At 65.6% G+C, this 17,120-nt stretch carries 15 protein-coding genes; all 15 read left to right on the top strand.

What is annotated here, in order from left to right:
- The first annotated feature begins 183 nt into the window (after positions 1–183).
- From KEC45_RS12815 to ftsA, 15 genes are read left to right on the top strand one after another with little or no spacing between them, the layout of a single operon-like run.
- Positions 184–684, top strand: coding sequence for a division/cell wall cluster transcriptional repressor MraZ (locus KEC45_RS12815; protein WP_062178629.1), 501 nt, complete (start codon positions 184–186; stop codon positions 682–684).
- Positions 681–1,676, top strand: a complete 996-nt coding sequence (rsmH, locus tag KEC45_RS12810; RefSeq protein WP_062178632.1) for a 16S rRNA (cytosine(1402)-N(4))-methyltransferase RsmH — start codon at positions 681–683, stop codon at positions 1,674–1,676. The genes KEC45_RS12815 and rsmH overlap by 4 nt, the downstream gene beginning before the upstream one ends.
- Positions 1,670–2,278 carry a hypothetical protein gene (locus KEC45_RS12805; protein ID WP_062178635.1) on the top strand — a complete coding sequence of 203 codons (609 nt, stop codon included), beginning with the start codon at positions 1,670–1,672 and terminating at the stop codon, positions 2,276–2,278. Before rsmH ends, KEC45_RS12805 begins: the two co-directional genes overlap by 7 nt.
- Positions 2,275–3,963: a penicillin-binding protein 2 gene (locus KEC45_RS12800; protein ID WP_062178638.1), complete on the top strand. Its 1,689-nt coding sequence runs from the start codon at positions 2,275–2,277 to the stop codon at positions 3,961–3,963. The genes KEC45_RS12805 and KEC45_RS12800 overlap by 4 nt, the downstream gene beginning before the upstream one ends.
- On the top strand, positions 3,963–5,402 hold the full coding sequence (locus KEC45_RS12795; protein WP_062178641.1) for a UDP-N-acetylmuramoyl-L-alanyl-D-glutamate--2,6-diaminopimelate ligase: 1,440 nt from the start codon (positions 3,963–3,965) through the stop codon (positions 5,400–5,402). The genes KEC45_RS12800 and KEC45_RS12795 overlap by 1 nt, the downstream gene beginning before the upstream one ends.
- Positions 5,399–6,775, top strand: a complete 1,377-nt coding sequence (murF, locus tag KEC45_RS12790; protein WP_062178644.1) for a UDP-N-acetylmuramoyl-tripeptide--D-alanyl-D-alanine ligase — start codon at positions 5,399–5,401, stop codon at positions 6,773–6,775. The genes KEC45_RS12795 and murF overlap by 4 nt, the downstream gene beginning before the upstream one ends.
- On the top strand, positions 6,775–7,845 hold the full coding sequence (mraY, locus tag KEC45_RS12785; RefSeq protein WP_062178647.1) for a phospho-N-acetylmuramoyl-pentapeptide-transferase: 1,071 nt from the start codon (positions 6,775–6,777) through the stop codon (positions 7,843–7,845). The genes murF and mraY overlap by 1 nt, the downstream gene beginning before the upstream one ends.
- Entirely contained in the window at positions 7,842–9,146 is a 1,305-nt protein-coding gene (gene murD / locus KEC45_RS12780) for a UDP-N-acetylmuramoyl-L-alanine--D-glutamate ligase (protein WP_062178650.1), read from the top strand. Before mraY ends, murD begins: the two co-directional genes overlap by 4 nt.
- The gene (locus KEC45_RS12775; RefSeq protein WP_193749114.1) at positions 9,143–10,375 is read left to right on the top strand and encodes an FtsW/RodA/SpoVE family cell cycle protein; all 1,233 of its coding nucleotides are present in this window, start codon (positions 9,143–9,145) and stop codon (positions 10,373–10,375) included. The genes murD and KEC45_RS12775 overlap by 4 nt, the downstream gene beginning before the upstream one ends.
- Complete coding sequence (gene murG, locus KEC45_RS12770) at positions 10,372–11,556, top strand: undecaprenyldiphospho-muramoylpentapeptide beta-N-acetylglucosaminyltransferase (RefSeq protein WP_062178653.1); 1,185 nt, start codon at positions 10,372–10,374, stop codon at positions 11,554–11,556. Before KEC45_RS12775 ends, murG begins: the two co-directional genes overlap by 4 nt.
- Positions 11,556–12,986 (top strand): UDP-N-acetylmuramate--L-alanine ligase, encoded by a 1,431-nt coding sequence (murC, locus tag KEC45_RS12765; protein WP_062178656.1) that lies wholly within the window; start codon positions 11,556–11,558, stop codon positions 12,984–12,986. The genes murG and murC overlap by 1 nt, the downstream gene beginning before the upstream one ends.
- Entirely contained in the window at positions 12,983–13,882 is a 900-nt protein-coding gene (gene murB / locus KEC45_RS12760) for a UDP-N-acetylmuramate dehydrogenase (protein WP_062178659.1), read from the top strand. The genes murC and murB overlap by 4 nt, the downstream gene beginning before the upstream one ends.
- On the top strand, positions 13,879–14,805 hold the full coding sequence (locus KEC45_RS12755; protein WP_062178662.1) for a D-alanine--D-alanine ligase: 927 nt from the start codon (positions 13,879–13,881) through the stop codon (positions 14,803–14,805). Before murB ends, KEC45_RS12755 begins: the two co-directional genes overlap by 4 nt.
- Complete coding sequence (locus KEC45_RS12750) at positions 14,802–15,740, top strand: cell division protein FtsQ/DivIB (protein ID WP_062178665.1); 939 nt, start codon at positions 14,802–14,804, stop codon at positions 15,738–15,740. The genes KEC45_RS12755 and KEC45_RS12750 overlap by 4 nt, the downstream gene beginning before the upstream one ends.
- A gap of 4 nt (positions 15,741–15,744) precedes the next feature.
- A complete protein-coding gene (ftsA, locus tag KEC45_RS12745) occupies positions 15,745–17,001 on the top strand; it encodes a cell division protein FtsA (RefSeq protein ID WP_062178669.1) in 1,257 nt (418 codons plus the stop codon).
- Positions 17,002–17,120: the final 119 nt, after the last annotated feature.

Genomic DNA, 17,120 nt, shown 5'->3' with positions numbered 1-17,120 from the left:
TTTGCGGCGAATAGGGCTTAGATTCCCTATTTCACCCTAAATTACCCCTTTTCACCCCGATCTATAGTTGGTACTCAAGCAATCGGAGAGGGGCATTCTCCACCCGTGCCGAACCAGCTGAAATCGCGTGATTTCGGAGACGGGGAAGTTTTGCCCGGTGGCGCGAATACGGGGGACAGAGCGATGGCGATTGTGACGCCCGGCCAGTATGCGGGCACCAATTTCGCCGCGATCGATGGCAAGGGGCGCATCGCTGTCCCCTCACAGTTCCGCAACAATGTGCCCCTCACTGCGGACGGTCAGCGCGTGCTCTGGGTCGGCTTTCATGAAAAGCTGCCGTGCCTCGTCGCCTATGGCCAGGACCAGTATGACCGACTGAACGGCGAGATCGAGCGCGACCGCGAAACAGCGCGGCTGCGCGACCTCGACTTCGACGAAGACAGCGAGTTCAAGAAGCGCTTCAGCTATACCGAGCCATATACGCTCGACGACAGCGGTCGCTTCCTTCCCAGCTTCATCCACCGCGACCGCGTCGGCGATGCCGGCGCGACGGCTTTTGTGGGCTCGGGCCGCCGTCTGGAAATCTGGTGGCTGCCGACCTTGGCCGAATGTGCCGAGGCCGATCCGGTGCTTCAGCGGCTCGCGGCGTCGTGGGATGCGACCAAAGGGAAGGGGCGCAAGTGACCGACGTCCTTCCCGAGCTCCCCAGGGATCCTCGCCACGATCCGGTCCTCCGTGAAGAAGTCCTCGCAGCACTCGCCATCGCCCCCGGTGAGCGCCATGTCGATGCGACCTTCGGCGCCGGCGGCTACACCCGCGCGATGCTCGCCGCGGGTGCCGAGGTCATCGCTTGCGACCGCGATCCCGATGCGATTGCCGAAGGGCAGGCGCTGGTCGAGGAAGCCGGCGGCAAGCTGACGCTGATCCACGGCCGCTTCGGCGAGATCGACCGATTGCTCGCCGAGCGCGGGATCGAGGCGGTCGACGGCATCACTTTCGATATCGGCGTTTCCTCGATGCAGCTCGACCGCGATGAGCGCGGGTTTTCGTTCCAGAAGGATGGGCCGCTCGACATGCGTATGGCGCAGGAAGGCGAAAGCGCGGCCGATTGGCTGAACAGCGCCGACGAGGGCGAAATCGCCGACGTGCTTTTCCATTATGGCGATGAACGTCAGTCGCGCCGCGTAGCGCGCGCGATCGTCGCGGCGCGCCCGCTGACCCGTACCGGCGAGCTTGCGACGGTGATCCGTAAAGCGCTGCGCCATCCGCCCGGCGCGCCCAAGGATCCGTCGACCAAGAGCTTTCAGGCGATCCGCATCCATGTGAACGGCGAGCTCGACGAGTTGATGGCCGGCCTCAACGCGGCCGAGCGTCTGCTGCGCCCCGGTGGCCGGCTCGCGGTCGTCAGCTTTCACAGCACCGAAGACCGGATCGTGAAGAACTTCCTGCGCGAACGCAGCGGTGGCGATGCCGCGGGTTCGCGCCACCGGCCCGCGCCGATCCCTCTGGCGCGGGCCGCAACTTTCGAAACCCCGGCGCGCAAAGTGCGTCCGGGCAAGGCCGAAGAGGCACGCAATCCGCGTGCTCGTTCGGCGACATTGCGCAGCGCGATCCGGACGGCCGCTCCGGCGCATTCGGTCCAGGGAAATTCAGGGAAGGAGGCGATGTCATGCTGATGGCGGCCCGCAAGGTCCAGGGGATTGGCCTGGTTCTGCTCGTGCTCATCTTCGCGATGATGCTCTATCCCGTGTCGCTGAAGGTTGCGGCGACGCGCAGCGAATTGACGCGGATAGAGCGGCAGATCGACCGCACGCGCGACAATATCCGCTACCTTGAATCCGAACTCGCGGTGCGGGCCTCGATGCGCCAGCTCGAACAGTGGAACGCCGATACCTTCGGCTATTCGGCGCCCGATGCGGGTCAGTATCTGGAAAGTGAGCGCCAGCTCGCTTCGCTCGACCGCTTGCCGCGCGCGCGCGGCGCCAACGAAGTCGCGCCTGTGCTGATGGCGATGGTTTCGCCCGTCGGGACGCCGCCCGCTTCGGCCAATACGGCCACAAAGGAAAGCCCGGTCGCAGCCAAGCCGGCGGCGATCAAGCCTGTGGTGCTCGCGCAGGCTGAAACGGCCATCCGCAGCGACGTGACGCCGCGGATGGCGCCGACACGTCGCCGTGAACAGCTTAAGATGATCGAGGACCAACTCCTCGCCGAATCGACGCTCGCAGACCTCAAGCGTGCGGCGGCGGTCGAGGCTGCAGGGGGTAAGTCCGGCCGATGAACACGCTGGTCGTCCGTCCGACCCGGGTCCGAACCGCTGGGGTGCGGCAGCAGATATTGCTGACCGCACAACAGCGTTTGATGATCCTGATGCTGCTGTTCATGGCGGCATTTTTGGTTGTATCGGTGCGGCTCCTTTATTTCGCGCTGTTCGATACCGCGTCGAACCGCGGCGCGGCGACGGCCTTTGTTCCGGCGCGCGCCGACATCGTCGACCGCAACGGCGTGCCGTTGGCGCGTACCATCGACGGCTATTCGATCCGCGTCGTTCCGTCGAAGCTGCTCAACAACCGGCAATATCTCGCCGACGAGCTCCACAAGATATTCCCGGACACGCCGCGCGAGGAATTGCTGGCAAAGGTCAGCGGGTCGCGGCCGACCTACATTCGCCGCCGCGCGCTGCCCGATCAGGTCGCGGCGGTGAACGCAATCGGCGACGTCGGCTTCGACTTTCCGCGCGAAAAGGAACGCCTTTATCCGCAGCTGACGCTTGCTGCCCACGTCCTCGGCTTCACCAACGCCGAGGGGCATGGCGTGACCGGCGTCGAAGGTGCCTTCGACCAGCGGCTAATCGACAAGGCGACGCGCGGGCAGCCGCTCGCGCTGTCGATCGACGCGCGCGTACAGGGTGTACTCGAAAGCGAGCTGAGTTCGGCGGTCGCGAACCTTGAGGCAATCGGCGGGGCGGGGATCATTCTCGACGTCCACACCGGCGAAGTCGCGGCGATGACTTCGCTCCCGACCTTTAACCCGAACAAGCTGACCGGCAGCGATCCGGCGACACGCCGCAACGCGGTGACCTATAATCTTTATGAGCTGGGGTCGACCTTCAAGCCGCTGTCGATCGGCGCTGCCATCGACGATGGCGTGGTGACCAATATGGCGCGCCGCTACGATGCCTCGGCACCGCTCGCGATCGCGGGTTTCCGTATCCGCGACAGCCATCCCGGCCGCTGGTACAATGTGCCCGAAACGCTGATCGAAAGCTCGAACATCGCAACCGCGCGCATCGCCGACGAACTCGGCCGCGAGAATATGGAAAAATTGTTCCGCAATCTCGATTTCGACAAGCGACCGCAGATCGAGCTCAAGGAGCGCGCTTTCCCGCTGTGGCCCAAGGATTGGGGCCGCCTGACGACGATGACGACCAGCTATGGCCATGGCATCGCGGTGACCCCGCTCCATCTCGCCAGCGCCTATGCCGCGCTCGTCAACGGCGGTATCTATCGCCCTGCGACGATGCTCAAGCTCGGCGACAAGGCGCCGCCGCAGGGGCGCCGCGTGTTCAAGGCGTCGACCAGTGCGCGGATGCGCCAGTTGCTCCGTCTCATCGTCTCCGACGGCACCGGCAAACAGGCGGAGGCGCCGGGCTTCCGCGTCGGCGGCAAGACCGGTTCGGCTGAAAAGCCTGGCGCAGGCGGCTATCGCCGGCATTCGCTCGTCTCGACCTTCGCGGCGGCTTTCCCGATGGACAATCCGCGCTATGTGGTGCTGGTGATGATCGACGAGCCCAAGGGCAATGCCTTCAGTTCCGGCCAGCGGACCGCCGGCTGGACCGCGGCACCGGTGGTGCGCAAGGTCGTGACGCGCGCTGGCCCGATGCTCGGCGTGTTTCCTGACGAAAGCCGCGATGTCGATGTTTCCGAACTGACCCCGCTGCTGCGGAGAGGCGAGGAAGCGCACTGATGCGTCTCGCCGCGCTGCTCGAAGATCAGTCGCTGGAGGGCAGCGATCCCGTCGTTACGGGGCTCGCCATCGACCATCGCAAGGTCGCGCCGGGCACGGTCTTCGGCGCATTCGTCGGCGAAAAATTCAATGGCGAGGACTTTATTGCAGCCGCCGTTGACGCCGGGGCGGTGGCAATCGTTGGTCGTCCCGAGGCGCAGGTCGAGGGTGCGGTGCATATCGCCGATGCCAACCCGCGCCGGGCCTTCGCGCATATCGCGGCGCGCTTCTTCCATCGTTTTCCCGCGACCTGCGTCGCGGTGACGGGCACGAACGGAAAGACCTCGACCGTCGAGATGACGCGCCAGCTCTGGCGGATGGCGGGGTTCAACGCCGCGTCGATTGGCACGCTTGGCATCACGACGTCACAGGACAGCGCATCCACCGGGCTGACGACCCCAGACATCGTCACTTTCCTCTCGAACATGTCGGGTCTCGCGGTCGAGGGGGTCACCCACGCCGCGTTCGAGGCGTCGAGTCACGGTCTCGACCAGTATCGCACCGAGGGTCTGCCGGTGAAGGCGGCTGCTTTCACCAACCTCAGCCACGACCATCTCGACTATCACGGCACGATGGACGCCTATCTCGCGGCCAAGTTGCGGCTCTTCTCCGAAGTCGTCGAGCCCGGTGGTGCGGCGGTGGTGTGGGCCGACGACGAATATTCGGCGCCGGTGATCGCGGCTGCGAAAGCGCGCGGCGTCCGTCTGCTGACCGTCGGTACAAAGGGCGAAACACTTCGCCTTGTCTCGCGCGAGCCGACGCAGCTCGGCCAGGCGCTCGTCATCGCGGCGGGCGATCTGACGCAAAAGGTCGATCTGCCGCTGATTGGAGCCTATCAGGTTGCGAACGCGCTCGTGTCGGCGGCCCTCGTGATCGCGACCGGCGGCGACGCTGCGCAGACGCTCGGCAATCTCGCCCGGCTCCAGCCGGTGCGCGGCCGCCTCGAACGCGCCGCGATCGCCCGAACCGGTGCCCCGGTCTATGTCGACTATGCCCACACGCCCGACGCGATCGAAGCGGCGCTCGACGCGCTGCGCCCGCATGCGAACGGCCGCCTGATCCTCGTTTTCGGGGCCGGCGGCGACCGCGACCAGGCGAAGCGCCCGGAAATGGGCAAAGTTGCCGCAGCCAAGGCCGACGTGCTGATCATCACCGACGACAATCCACGCGGCGAAGATCCCGCCGTCATCCGCGATGCGATCGCGGCCGCGGCACCCGACGCGCGGGTCATCGGCGACCGCCGTGCCGCGATTGCCGCCGCCATCGCCGAAGCGCGCTCCGACGATATCGTCTGCATCGCGGGCAAGGGGCACGAGCAGGGCCAGATTGTCGGTCGCGGTGACGACATGCGTGTCATTCCCTTCGACGATGTGACCGTCGCACGCGAGGTGGCGGCATGAATCCGCTCTGGACCGCGCGCGCCATCGCCGCTGCTACGGGCGGTACCGCCAGCGCCGATTTCACCGTGCAGGGCGTGGCCTTCGACTCGCGTGAGGTCACGGCGGGCGACCTCTTTGTCGCCATGAAGGGCGAATTTGCCGACGGCCACGCCTTCATCGACAAGGCGATCGCCGCGGGCGCCGCCGGTATCGTCTGCGAAACCGCGATCGATCATCCGCATGTCCGCGTCGCCGACAGCGCGGCGGCTTTGAACGCGCTCGGAACCACGTCGCGCGCGCGCAGCCACGGCCGCATCATCGGCGTCACCGGCTCGGCGGGCAAGACGGGGACGAAAGAGGCATTGTTCGCCGCACTCGACCGTTTCCGCCCGGGAAGGGCACATCGCTCGGTTAAAAGCTACAACAACCACGTAGGCGTCCCACTCAGCCTCGCGCGCATGCCCTCGACCGCCGATTTCGGCGTATTCGAAATGGGGATGAACCACGCGGGCGAACTCGCCGAGCTGACGCGGATGGTCCGCCCGCATGTCGCCATCGTCACCACCATCGCCCCCGCCCACATGGAATTCTTCAGCGGCGAGGAAGCGATTGCGGATGCAAAGGGTGAGATTTTCGAGGGGCTGGAGCCCGGCGGTACGGCGATCGTTCCGTTCGACAGCCCTCATTATGCGCGCCTTCGTGCGAAAGCCGAGCAGCACGCCGCGCACGTCGTGAGCTTTGGGCTTGGTGAAGGAGCCGACGTCCGCGCGGTCGACTGGCTGTCGGACGGGAAGGGCGGTTCGCTCGTCACCGCGCAGGTGCAGGACTCGCTGCTCTGCTTCAACATCGCGCAGGCTGGCGCACATTGGGTCGCCAATTCGCTTGCGGTGCTGGCGGCGATCAAGGCCGTCGGCGGCGACCTGCCCGCCGCGGGCCTCGCCTTCGCCGAAATGGGCGGTCTCGTCGGACGCGGCGCGCGTCACCGCGTCGCGGTGCCCGGCGGCCACATCCTCGTCATCGACGAAAGCTATAACGCCAATCCGGCCTCGATGGCCGCGACGATCAACCAGTTCGGCACCGAATCCGCCGATCGCAAGCTCGCGATTCTCGGCGCGATGAAGGAGCTTGGACCGGGCGGAGAGGCATATCACGCGGGTCTGGCGGCTCCGCTCGTCGCGGCGGGGGTGCAATTCGCCCTGCTTGTCGGCGAAGAGATGGCGCCGCTTGCCAAAGCGCTTGAGGGACGCGTCGATTTCGAGCATGTGGCCGCCCACTCGGCCGCGGTAGGGCGGCTGAAGGACCTGATCCGTCCGGGCGACGCCGTGCTGGTTAAGGGGTCAAACAGCGTCGGGTTGTCGCATGTCGTGGCGGCTCTGACCAACGGGGACTATTGATGCTTTATTGGCTGGCGGAATGGCTTGGCTTTCCGGGGGCTCTCAACCTCATTCGCTACCTGAGCTTTCGTTCGGGGGCCGCGGTCGCGACCGCGCTGATCATCGGGCTGTGGATCGGCCCTCGCTTCATCCTGATGTTGCGGATGCGGCAGGGCAAGGGGCAGCCGATCCGCGAGGACGGGCCGCAGAGCCACCTGGCGAAAAAGGGCACGCCGACGATGGGCGGGCTGATGATACTCATTTCGCTGATGATCTCGGCGCTCCTGTGGATGGACCTTTCCAACCGCTTCGTCTGGGCGTGCATATTCGTGACCGGCGGCTTTGCAGCGGTCGGCTTCCTCGATGATCTCGACAAGGTGACCAAGGCCAGCCATCGCGGAATTCCGGGGCGCGTGCGCCTGTTGATCGAATTTTTGATCGCTGGCGTTGCGGTGTTCCTGATCGTGTCGCGCACCGGCACCGACCTGTATCTGCCATTTTTCAGCGGCGTCGTGCTCGAACTCGGCCCGCTCTACTATGTCTTTGCGATGGTGCTGATTGTCGGTTTCGGCAACGCTGTGAACCTCACCGACGGTCTCGACGGGCTCGCAACCTTCCCGGTGATCATCGCCAGCCTGACTTTCCTCGTCATCGTCTATCTGTCGGGCAACGTGAAGTTCGCCGGCTACCTCGGCATTCCGCACGTCCCCGGTGCGGGCGAACTCGCGGTTTTTGCCGCGGGGATCATCGGCGCCTGCCTTGCTTTCCTGTGGTTCAACGCGCCCCCCGCGGCAGTGTTCATGGGCGACACGGGCAGCCTCGCGCTTGGTGGCGCGCTCGCGACGATCGCTGTAACCGCGCAGCATGAGCTTGTCCTCGTCCTCGTTGGCGGGCTGTTCGTGGTCGAGGCGCTGTCGGTGATCATCCAGGTCTTCTGGTACAAGCGCACCGGCAAGCGCGTCTTCCGCATGGCGCCGATCCACCATCATTTCGAGCAGCTCGGCTGGCCCGAATCCACCGTCGTCATCCGTTTCTGGATCGTCTCGATCGTCCTCGCGCTCGCAGGGCTCGCGACCTTGAAACTCCGTTGATCTCCTCGCGCGTCTTTGCCGGTCGCCGCTATGCGGTGCTGGGACTGGCGCGCTCGGGCCTCGCGACGGTTGAGGCGCTCGTTGCCAGTGGCGCGGGCGTGACCGCGTGGGACGACCGCGAGGAAGCGCGCGACGATGCGATGGCGCTTGGCGCCGACATCGGCAATCCGCTCGACATCGATCTCATCGGCTTCGCGGGCGTCGTCGTGTCGCCGGGCGTCCCGCTTAACCGCCATCCGATCGCGGCGCACGCGCGCGAGGCGCATGTGCCGGTAATCGGCGACATCGAACTCTTTGCCGAGGCTCGTGACGAACTGCCCGCGCATAAAGTCGTCGGCATCACCGGCACCAACGGCAAATCGACCGTTACAGCGCTGATCACGCATATGCTCGAAAGTGCTGGCGTGCCGACGCTGATGGGCGGCAACATCGGGCTGCCGATCCTCAGCCGCGATCCGCTTGCCGAAGGCGGCGTCTATGTGCTCGAACTTTCAAGCTACCAGATCGACCTTTCGCACAGCCTTGCCTGCGACGTTGCGGTGCTGACCAACCTCAGCCCCGATCATCTCGACCGCTACGACGGCTTCGCCGGCTATGCGGCGTCGAAGGCGCGGCTGTTCGGCCTGCAACATCGCGATCAGGTGGCGATCGTCGCGGTCGATGACGATCCGTCGAAGATGATCGCAAGCCGCATCAACCACCGCCTCCACCGCGTGTCGGCAAAGGATGTCGATCCGGTCGATCAGGCGCGCTGGCCCGCATTGCAGGGGCCGCACAACGCGCAGAACGCCGTCTGCGCGATCGCCGTGTGCCGCGTGCTGGGGCTGAACGACGAACAGATCGAACGCGGCCTTGCGACCTACAAGTCGCTGCCGCACCGGATGGAATTGGTCGGCGAAGTCGGGGGGGTCAGCTGGTTCAATGACAGCAAGGCTACCAACGCGGCTTCCGCTGCACCGGCGCTGGCGGCTTTTCCGCCGGCGCCGGACCAGCGTTTGCACTGGATTGCGGGCGGCAAGGCCAAGGGCGACGGGCTGGCGGCGTGCCGTCCCTGGTTCGGCCATGTCCAACGCGCCTATCTGATCGGCGAGGCGATGGAGCCCTTCGCGGACGAGATTGGCGACGCGATCCCGGTCGAGCGGTCGGGGGATCTGGCTGCGGCGGTGAAGCAGGCGGCGGCCATGGCGAAGCCGGGCGATATCGTGCTGTTGTCGCCCGCCTGCGCGTCGTTCGACCAGTTCAAGGATTATGAGCAGCGCGGCGATGTGTTCCGCGCTGCGGTACAGGCGCTCGGGGCATGAGCGGGGGGGATAATTTGGACACAACCGAACGCCCGGTGATTGCCGCCACGCGAACGACGAAACGCCGCGGCCCGCGCCTCAGCCGTGCCGACCGCACACCGCTCGGCCTTTGGTTTTGGGAAATCGACCGGGTTCTATTACTGCTGGTATCGATCCTCGTCGCGGTCGGGCTAGTCGCAGTTGCGGCGGCGTCGCCTGTTGCGGCACAGAAACTCTCGACCTCGACCGCGTCGCTCGATCCGCTCTATTATTTCTATCGCCAGCTTATGTGGGTGATGGTCGGCGTGCCGGTGATGCTGATGGTGTCGATGCTGCCAAAGCCGCAGGCGCGGCGCTTCGCCATCTATGGCACCATCGCCTTTCTCTTCCTGCTCTTCATGGTGCCGCTGATCGGCACCTCGGTGAACGGCGCGCAGCGCTGGATCGGCAGCGGTGTGTTCCGGCTGCAGCCGTCGGAGTTCCTGAAGCCCTTCTTCGCGGTGTCGCTCGCGTGGGTGCTGTCGCTGCGCCTCCACGACCAGAGCCTGCCCGTCGTGCCGCTCGCGGCGGCGCTCACCGGCGTCATCGCGCTGCTGCTCATGGGCCAGCCCGACCTTGGGCAGACGATCATCTTTGCGGCGACCTGGTTCGTCCTCGTCCTCGTTGCGGGGCTGTCGATGCGGATTATGGGCGCACTCGCGGGTGCGGGTGTCGTGGGCATCGTGCTCGCCTATTTCTTCTATCCGGTCGCGCAGCAGCGCATCAACATCTGGCTCTTTGCCGAGGGTGACAGTTTTCAGGTCGATAAGGCGCATGCGACGCTGACCGCGGGCGGCCTCATCGGCACCGGCCCCGGCGCGGGACTCGCCAAGTTCCAGCTACCCGAAGCGCATACCGACTATATCTTCTCGGTAATCGGCGAGGAGTTCGGGATGATCGCGTGCATGGCGATCGCGGTGCTCTATCTCGCGATCATCGTGCGTGTTCTTGTCCGCCTGCTCGATGAGGAAGACAGCTTCCTGATTCTCGCCGTCGCGGGCCTGATCGCGCAGTTCGGTGGGCAGGCAGTGATCAACATGGCCGTGAACACGCAGATATTCCCGTCGAAGGGGATGACCTTGCCTTTCATCTCCTATGGTGGCTCGTCCTTCATCGCTCTGTCGATCGGCATGGGTTTGCTCTTGTCGCTGACCCGGCGAAACCCCTATGCGGCTCGGGTATCGATGACCCGGAACTGGAACAAGAAATGACTGCCACCCGCCACTTCCTTCTCGCCGCCGGCGGGACGGGAGGACATATGCTGCCCGCCTACGCCCTCGCCGGCGAACTGATCGCGCGCGGACACCGCGTCGCGCTTGTCAGCGACGACCGCGGCCTCAGAATTCCCGGTGCTCCGGCGGAGATGGACACGCATGTGCTGCCCGCGGGCCGCGTATCGGGAGGCCCCGCCGGCTGGGTCAAGGCTGCTCTCGCGATCCGCAAGGGGCGCCGCATGGCGATCGACCTGATCGATGAATTCGACCCCGCCGTCGTCGTCGGTTTCGGCGGCTATCCCTCGCTCCCCAGTCTGCTCGCTGCCGGCGCCACGAAGCGGCCGCGCGTGCTCCACGAACAAAATGCCGTGCTCGGCCGCGTCAACCGCATGATGGCGCCGCGCGTCGACGCGGTGGCGGTCGCCTATCATAATATCCAGCGCTATCCCGCGGGGCAGGAAGCGAAGCTCCATATCACGGGCAATCCGGTGCGCGAGGAGATCATCGCGATCCGTGACGACGGTTTCCCGCCGCTGCCCGAAGATGGCATTTTCCGCTTGCTCGTGGTTGGGGGAAGCTTGGGTGCAACGGTGCTCAGCGACGTCGTACCTGCCGCTGTTGCGATGTTGCCGCGTGCTCTGCTCGACCGCTTGCAGGTCGTGCAGCAGTGCCGCGAGGATGATATCGAAGCGGTCCGCGCCAAATATGCCGAACTCGGCGTCGCCGCAGAATGCGCATCCTACATCAAGGACTTTCCCGAGCGGCTGCGTTGGGCGCATATGGTCATCGCGCGCGCGGGCGCATCGACGGTCGCCGAACTCGCCTGTGCCGGGCGCCCGGCGATCTTCGTTCCCTATCCCAGCGCGATGGACGACCATCAGACCTATAATGTCGTCGACCTGGTCCAGGCGGGCGGTGCGATTTCGTTCCAGCAGCCCGACTTCACCGCTGCCGAGGTCGCCAAACATATCCAGCGCATGGCGCTCGAACCCGGCGCGCTCGAAGAAGCCGCCGAACGTGCGGCAAGCTGCGGCCTGCCGAACGCGACGCGCGATCTTGCCGATTTGGTCGAATCGCTCGCAGCCCCGCCGATGATGGATGTCATCCGCGTCGGCGCCGCGTCGCGCTCGGCTGCGGTAGCCGGCGGCATTGCCGCCACCCGCGCGGGAGATAAATGATGCGCGGCGTTGCGACGGATATCGGCACCATCCATTTCATCGGCATCGGCGGCATCGGCATGTCGGGCATCGCCGAGGTCATGCACAATCTGGGCTATCAGGTGCAGGGCAGCGACATCGCCGACTCTTACGTCGTCGAGGGATTGCGCAAACGCGGGATCAAGGTCGCGATCGGGCACGAAGCCTCGAACGTCGACGGGGTGGCGGTCGTCGTCACATCGACCGCAGTCAAGCGCGGCAATCCCGAAGTCGAGGCCGCGCTCGCGAACCGCATCCCGCTCGTCCGCCGCGCCGAAATGCTTGCCGAACTGATGCGGCTGAAATCGACCGTCGCGATTGCAGGCACGCATGGCAAGACGACGACGACCAGCCTCGTCGCCGCGCTGCTCGACGCGGGCGGGATCGACCCGACGGTGATCAACGGCGGAATCATCAACAACTATGGCTCGAACGCGCGCCTCGGCGCCAGCGACTGGATGGTCGTCGAGGCCGACGAGAGCGACGGCAGCTTCCTGCGCCTCGACGGCACGATCGCGGTCGTCACCAACATCGATCCCGAACATCTCGACCATTATGGCAGCTTTGACGCGATCAAGGACGCCTTCGTCGAATTTATCGAGAATGTACCCTTTTACGGCGCGGCGATGCTCTGCCTCGACCATCCGGAGGTCCAGGCGATCATCCCGCGCATCCGCGACCGCCGGATCGTGACCTATGGCTTCTCTGCCCAAGCCGACGTTCGCGGCACCAATGTGACGCCCGGCCCCGACGGCAATCGCTTCGACGTCGTCGTGCGCGACCGCGACGGAAACAGCCGGACGATTGAGGGCATTCACCTCCCAATGTCGGGCCGCCACAATGTCCAGAATTCGCTCGCGGCGATTGCCGTCGCGCTGCACATGGGCGTTTCGGACGACAAGATCGTGTCGGGCTTCAACGGTTTTGCCGGGGTGAAGCGCCGCTTTACCAAGGTCGGCGAGATTGCGGTGGGCGAGGGCGTCGTCACTGTGATCGACGATTATGCCCATCACCCCGTCGAGATCCGTGCCGTGCTGTCGGCTGCGCGCGAAGGCGTGGGGGCGGGGCGCGTTGTCGCGGTGGTCCAGCCGCATCGCTTTACGCGCCTGCGCGATCATATGGACGATTTCCAGCAGGCGTTTAACGACGCCGACATCGTGCTTGCGCTGCCCGTCTATACCGCGGGCGAAGCGCCGATCGACGGCGTGTCGTCGGATGTCCTGGTCGCGGGTCTGCGCGACCGGGGTCACCGTCAGGCCAATGTCGTGGCCGACGCCGGCGCGCTGGCCACTGCTATCGCCGCCAGCATCGCTGCCGGCGATCTCGGGCCGGGCGACAAGGTCATCTGCCTCGGCGCGGGCGATATCACCAAGATGGCTGCGGGCCTCGCCGCGGCGGTGGAAGCGGCATGAGCAGTGCCGACACGCTTCCTGCCGTACGCGGCAAACTGACGGCAAAGGCGCCGCTCGCGCCGCTCGTCTGGTTCAAGTCGGGCGGCCCCGCCGACTGGCTTTTCGAGCCGAAGGACGCCGACGACCTCGCCGATTTCCTCCGCGATCTCGATCCTGCCGTGTCGGTGATGGCGCTCGGCCTCGGGTCGAACCTCATCGTCCGCGATGGCGGCTTCCCGGGCGTCGTCGTCCGGCTTGGCAAGGCGTTCGCGAAGGTCGAAGCGGTCGATGCGACGACGCTGCGTTGCGGCGGCGGCGCGTCGGGCATTCTTGTTTCTTCGACCGCGCGCGACGCGGGCATCGCCGGCATGGAATTCCTGCGCTCGATCCCGGGCACCGTAGGAGGTTTCGTGCGCATGAACGGCGGCGCCTACGGCGGCGAGGTCAAGGACATATTGATCGATTGCGACGTCGTGCTGCGCTCGGGCGAGCGCAAGACCCTGCCGCTCGCCGAACTCGGCTACACCTATCGGCACAGTGAGTTGCCCGAGGGCGCGGTCGTGATCGGCGCGACCTTTCGCGGCCGACCCGGCGAACCCGGCGCGATCCAGGCCGAAATGGACCGCATCTCGGCAAGCCGCGAAGCCTCGCAGCCGCTGCGTTCGAAAACCGGCGGTTCGACCTTCAAGAACCCCGACGGACACAAGGCATGGCAGCTCGTCGACGAAGCCGGCTGCCGTGGCTTCATGGTCGGCGGGGCGCAGGTCAGCGAAAAGCACACCAATTTCCTGATCAACACCGGTGAGGCGAGCAGCGCCGATATCGAAGAGCTCGGTGAGGAAGTCCGCCGCCGCGTGAAAGCGAAGAGCGGCGTGGAATTGCAATGGGAAATACAGCGCGTGGGAGTCATGAAGTGAGCCGGGGTCCGTGGCATGTCGCCGTCCTGATGGGCGGCTGGTCGGCCGAGCGCGAAGTGTCGCTGATGAGCGGCAATGGCGTCGCCGACGCGCTCGAAAGCCGTGGGCACAAGGTCACGCGCATCGACATGGACCGCAATGTCGCGCAGCGGCTTGCCGAGGCAAAACCCGACGTCGTGTTCAACGCGCTCCACGGCGTCCCTGGCGAGGACGGGACGGTGCAGGGCATGCTTGACCTGATGGGTCTCAAATACACCCACAGCGGGCTCGTCACCTCGGTCATCGCGATCGACAAGGAATTGACGAAACAGGCGCTGGTGCCGCATGGTATCCCCATGCCGACGGGGACGATGGTTGACAGCGAAAGCCTCTTCACAGTCGACCCCTTGCCGCGCCCCTATGTCCTGAAACCCGTGAATGAGGGCTCGTCGGTCGGCGTCGCGATCGTCAAGGACGACAGCAATTACGGCAACCCGATCGCGCGCGAAGCCGTGGGCCCTTGGCAGGAATTTGAACGGCTGCTGGCCGAGCCCTTCATCAAGGGTCGCGAACTGACCGTCGCCGTGCTCGGCGACACGCCGCTTGCGGTCACCGAACTCCGCGTCAAGTCGGGCTTCTACGACTATGACGCCAAATATACCGACGGCCTGACCGAACATGTCTGTCCCGCCGACGTCCCCGATGACGTCGCGCAGCGGATGAAAGATCTGGCGTTGCAATCGCACCGCCTGCTCGGCTGCAAGGGCGCATCCCGCTCGGATTTCCGCTGGGACGACGAACATGGCCTTGCGGGGATTTTCCTGCTCGAGGTCAACACCCAGCCCGGCATGACGCCGCTCAGCCTTGTGCCCGAACAGGGGCGCGCCGTCGGCATGGATTATGCCGAACTCGTCGAACGCATCGTGGGGGAAGCGTTATCATGAGCAAGACACAGATCAAGCGGGGGAAGGCGCCGCCGCGCCGGCCGGCGCGTGCGCCGAAAAAGCGGCGGAGGGTACAGACCTCGCGCCTCAATGCGATTATCAACGCGCTGCCGATCAGCCCGCAACGGCTGCAGAAGATCGCCAACTGGACCGTCGGGCTCAGCCTGTGCGCGGTTGCCGCCATCGCCGCCCATGCCACAGGCGTGACCGCAAAGGTTCATGAGGAATATGCGCAGTTGGTCGGCCGCGCGGGATTTCAGGTCAAGAAGGTCGAGGTCGTCGGCGCCGATCGCATCGACCGGCTCAAAGTCTATGACATCGCGCTTGCGCAGAAGGACCGCTCGATGGCGGCGGTCGATCTGGAAGATGTCCGCGGCGACCTTATGAAATATGGCTGGATCAAGGATGCGCGCGTATCCCGCCGCCTTCCGGACACGCTCGTCGTCGATATCGTCGAGCGTACGCCCGCGGCGATCTGGCAGCATAATAATCGCCTGTCGCTGATCGACGAAAAGGGCGTCGTGCTCGAACCCGTCACCGTCGCGACGATGCCTGACCTGCCGCTGGTCATCGGGCCGCGGGCGAACCAGCGCTCGCAGGACCTCGATCGTCTGCTTTCGGAGGCGAGCAGCCTCAAGGAATTGCTCGCGGGCGCGACATGGGTCGGCAACCGCCGATGGGACCTGCGCTTCCGCAGCGGCGAGACGCTTTCGCTTCCCGAGGGCGAGGCCGAGGCCAAGGCCGCGCTTGCGAAATTCGCACATATGGACGGCGCCAACCGTCTGCTCGGTCGCGGCATATTGCGTTTCGACATGCGCGACCCCGCGCGCTTCGTGCTCCGTCTGCCGCACGAGGGGCAGGTCGCTCCCGCGAAGCTAGAGGATGCGCGCGCAGCCGTCGACGCGGTCGCCGTCGCCCAGTCGAACGAAGGATAGGGCGATGGCGCCGCCGCGCATCGAAAAGATCATCACCGCGCTCGATGTCGGGTCGTGGAAAGTCTGCGCGCTGATCGCGGGACAGACCGCCGACGGCCAACTCCATGTGCTCGGCACCGGCCAGCGCGAAAGCCGTGGCGTCCAGCGTGGCTATGTCGCCGACATGGAACAGACCGAGCATATCGTGCGTGAGGCGATCGAACAGGCCGAACGCATCGCTGGGCTCAATATCGACGACGTCTGGGTCAGTTTCTCGGCGGGCGGGCTGCTCAGCGACGTCGCGCCGATCGAAAGCGAACTCGGCGGCCACCGCATCGAGCAGGAAGATATCGACGACCTCCTCGCCGCAGGCCGCGCGGGCATCGATCCCGAGGGCCGCATGATCCTGCATGCGCAGCCCGCGCTCTACACGCTCGACGGCCTCACCGGGGTCAAGAACCCGATCGGTCTCCACGCCGATCGCCTCGGCGTCGATATTCACATCATCATGGCCGACGGTGCGCCGGTACGAAACCTCGAAGCCGCGGTGCGGCAGGCGCATCTCGACGTCAACGCGGTCGTGGCGTCGCCGATCGCTGCAGGGCTCGCCTGCCTGTCCGACGAGGAACGCGACCTCGGCGTTGCGCTGGTCGAACTCGGCGCCGCGGTTACGACGGTGTCGCTCTACGCGGGCGGCATGCTCGTCGAGATGGTGTCGCTGCCCTTCGGCGCGAGCGACATCACCGATGATATCGCCTCGGCCTTCGGCATTCGCCGCAGCCAGGCACAGCGGCTGCAAAGCTTCTACGGTTCGGCTTCGGCCAGTCCGCGCGATAATAACGAGATCATCGAACTCGAACCCGGCGCCCCGTCGGGCAGCGATTCCCCGCGCATCACGCGCGCTCAGCTTGTCACGGTGATCCGCCAGCGGCTCGATGCGATGATGGGCGAGATCGGCCGGACGCTGAAGGACCTGCATTTCGTCGGCCCGATCGGCCGTCAGGTGGTTCTCGTCGGCGGCGGCGCCGACCTGAAAGGCATCGCCGACTACACGCAAAGTGCGCTCGGGCGTGCGGCGCGCGTCGGGCGGCCGCGCGGCTTGCACGGCCTGCCCGATGCGCATAGTGGCCCCGCTTTCGCGACGCTCGCGGGTCTGGTTCTCTATGCCGCATCGGACCCCGTCGATCTTCGCGACCTGCCGATGATGGCACAGGATGTGTACAAGCCGGCGGGGACTTCGATCCTCCACCGCCTCATGGCGGCACTGAAAAGCAGTTTTTGAATGATACGCGTCGAAAAGGTTAATTTTTTGGGTGATTCCCACGTCACAATAGTGCAATGCGGCAACAGAAAACCGGACGGTCGGACTACCGCCCGGTCGGGTCGCAAGGTTGGGGAAGC

Origin of the sequence: Sphingopyxis sp. USTB-05 (assembly GCF_023822045.1) — a bacterium.
In the GTDB taxonomy this organism is placed as follows: domain Bacteria; phylum Pseudomonadota; class Alphaproteobacteria; order Sphingomonadales; family Sphingomonadaceae; genus Sphingopyxis.
Note: the sequence above shows the minus strand (reverse complement) of the source record. Positions and strands in the feature narration are given on the sequence as shown.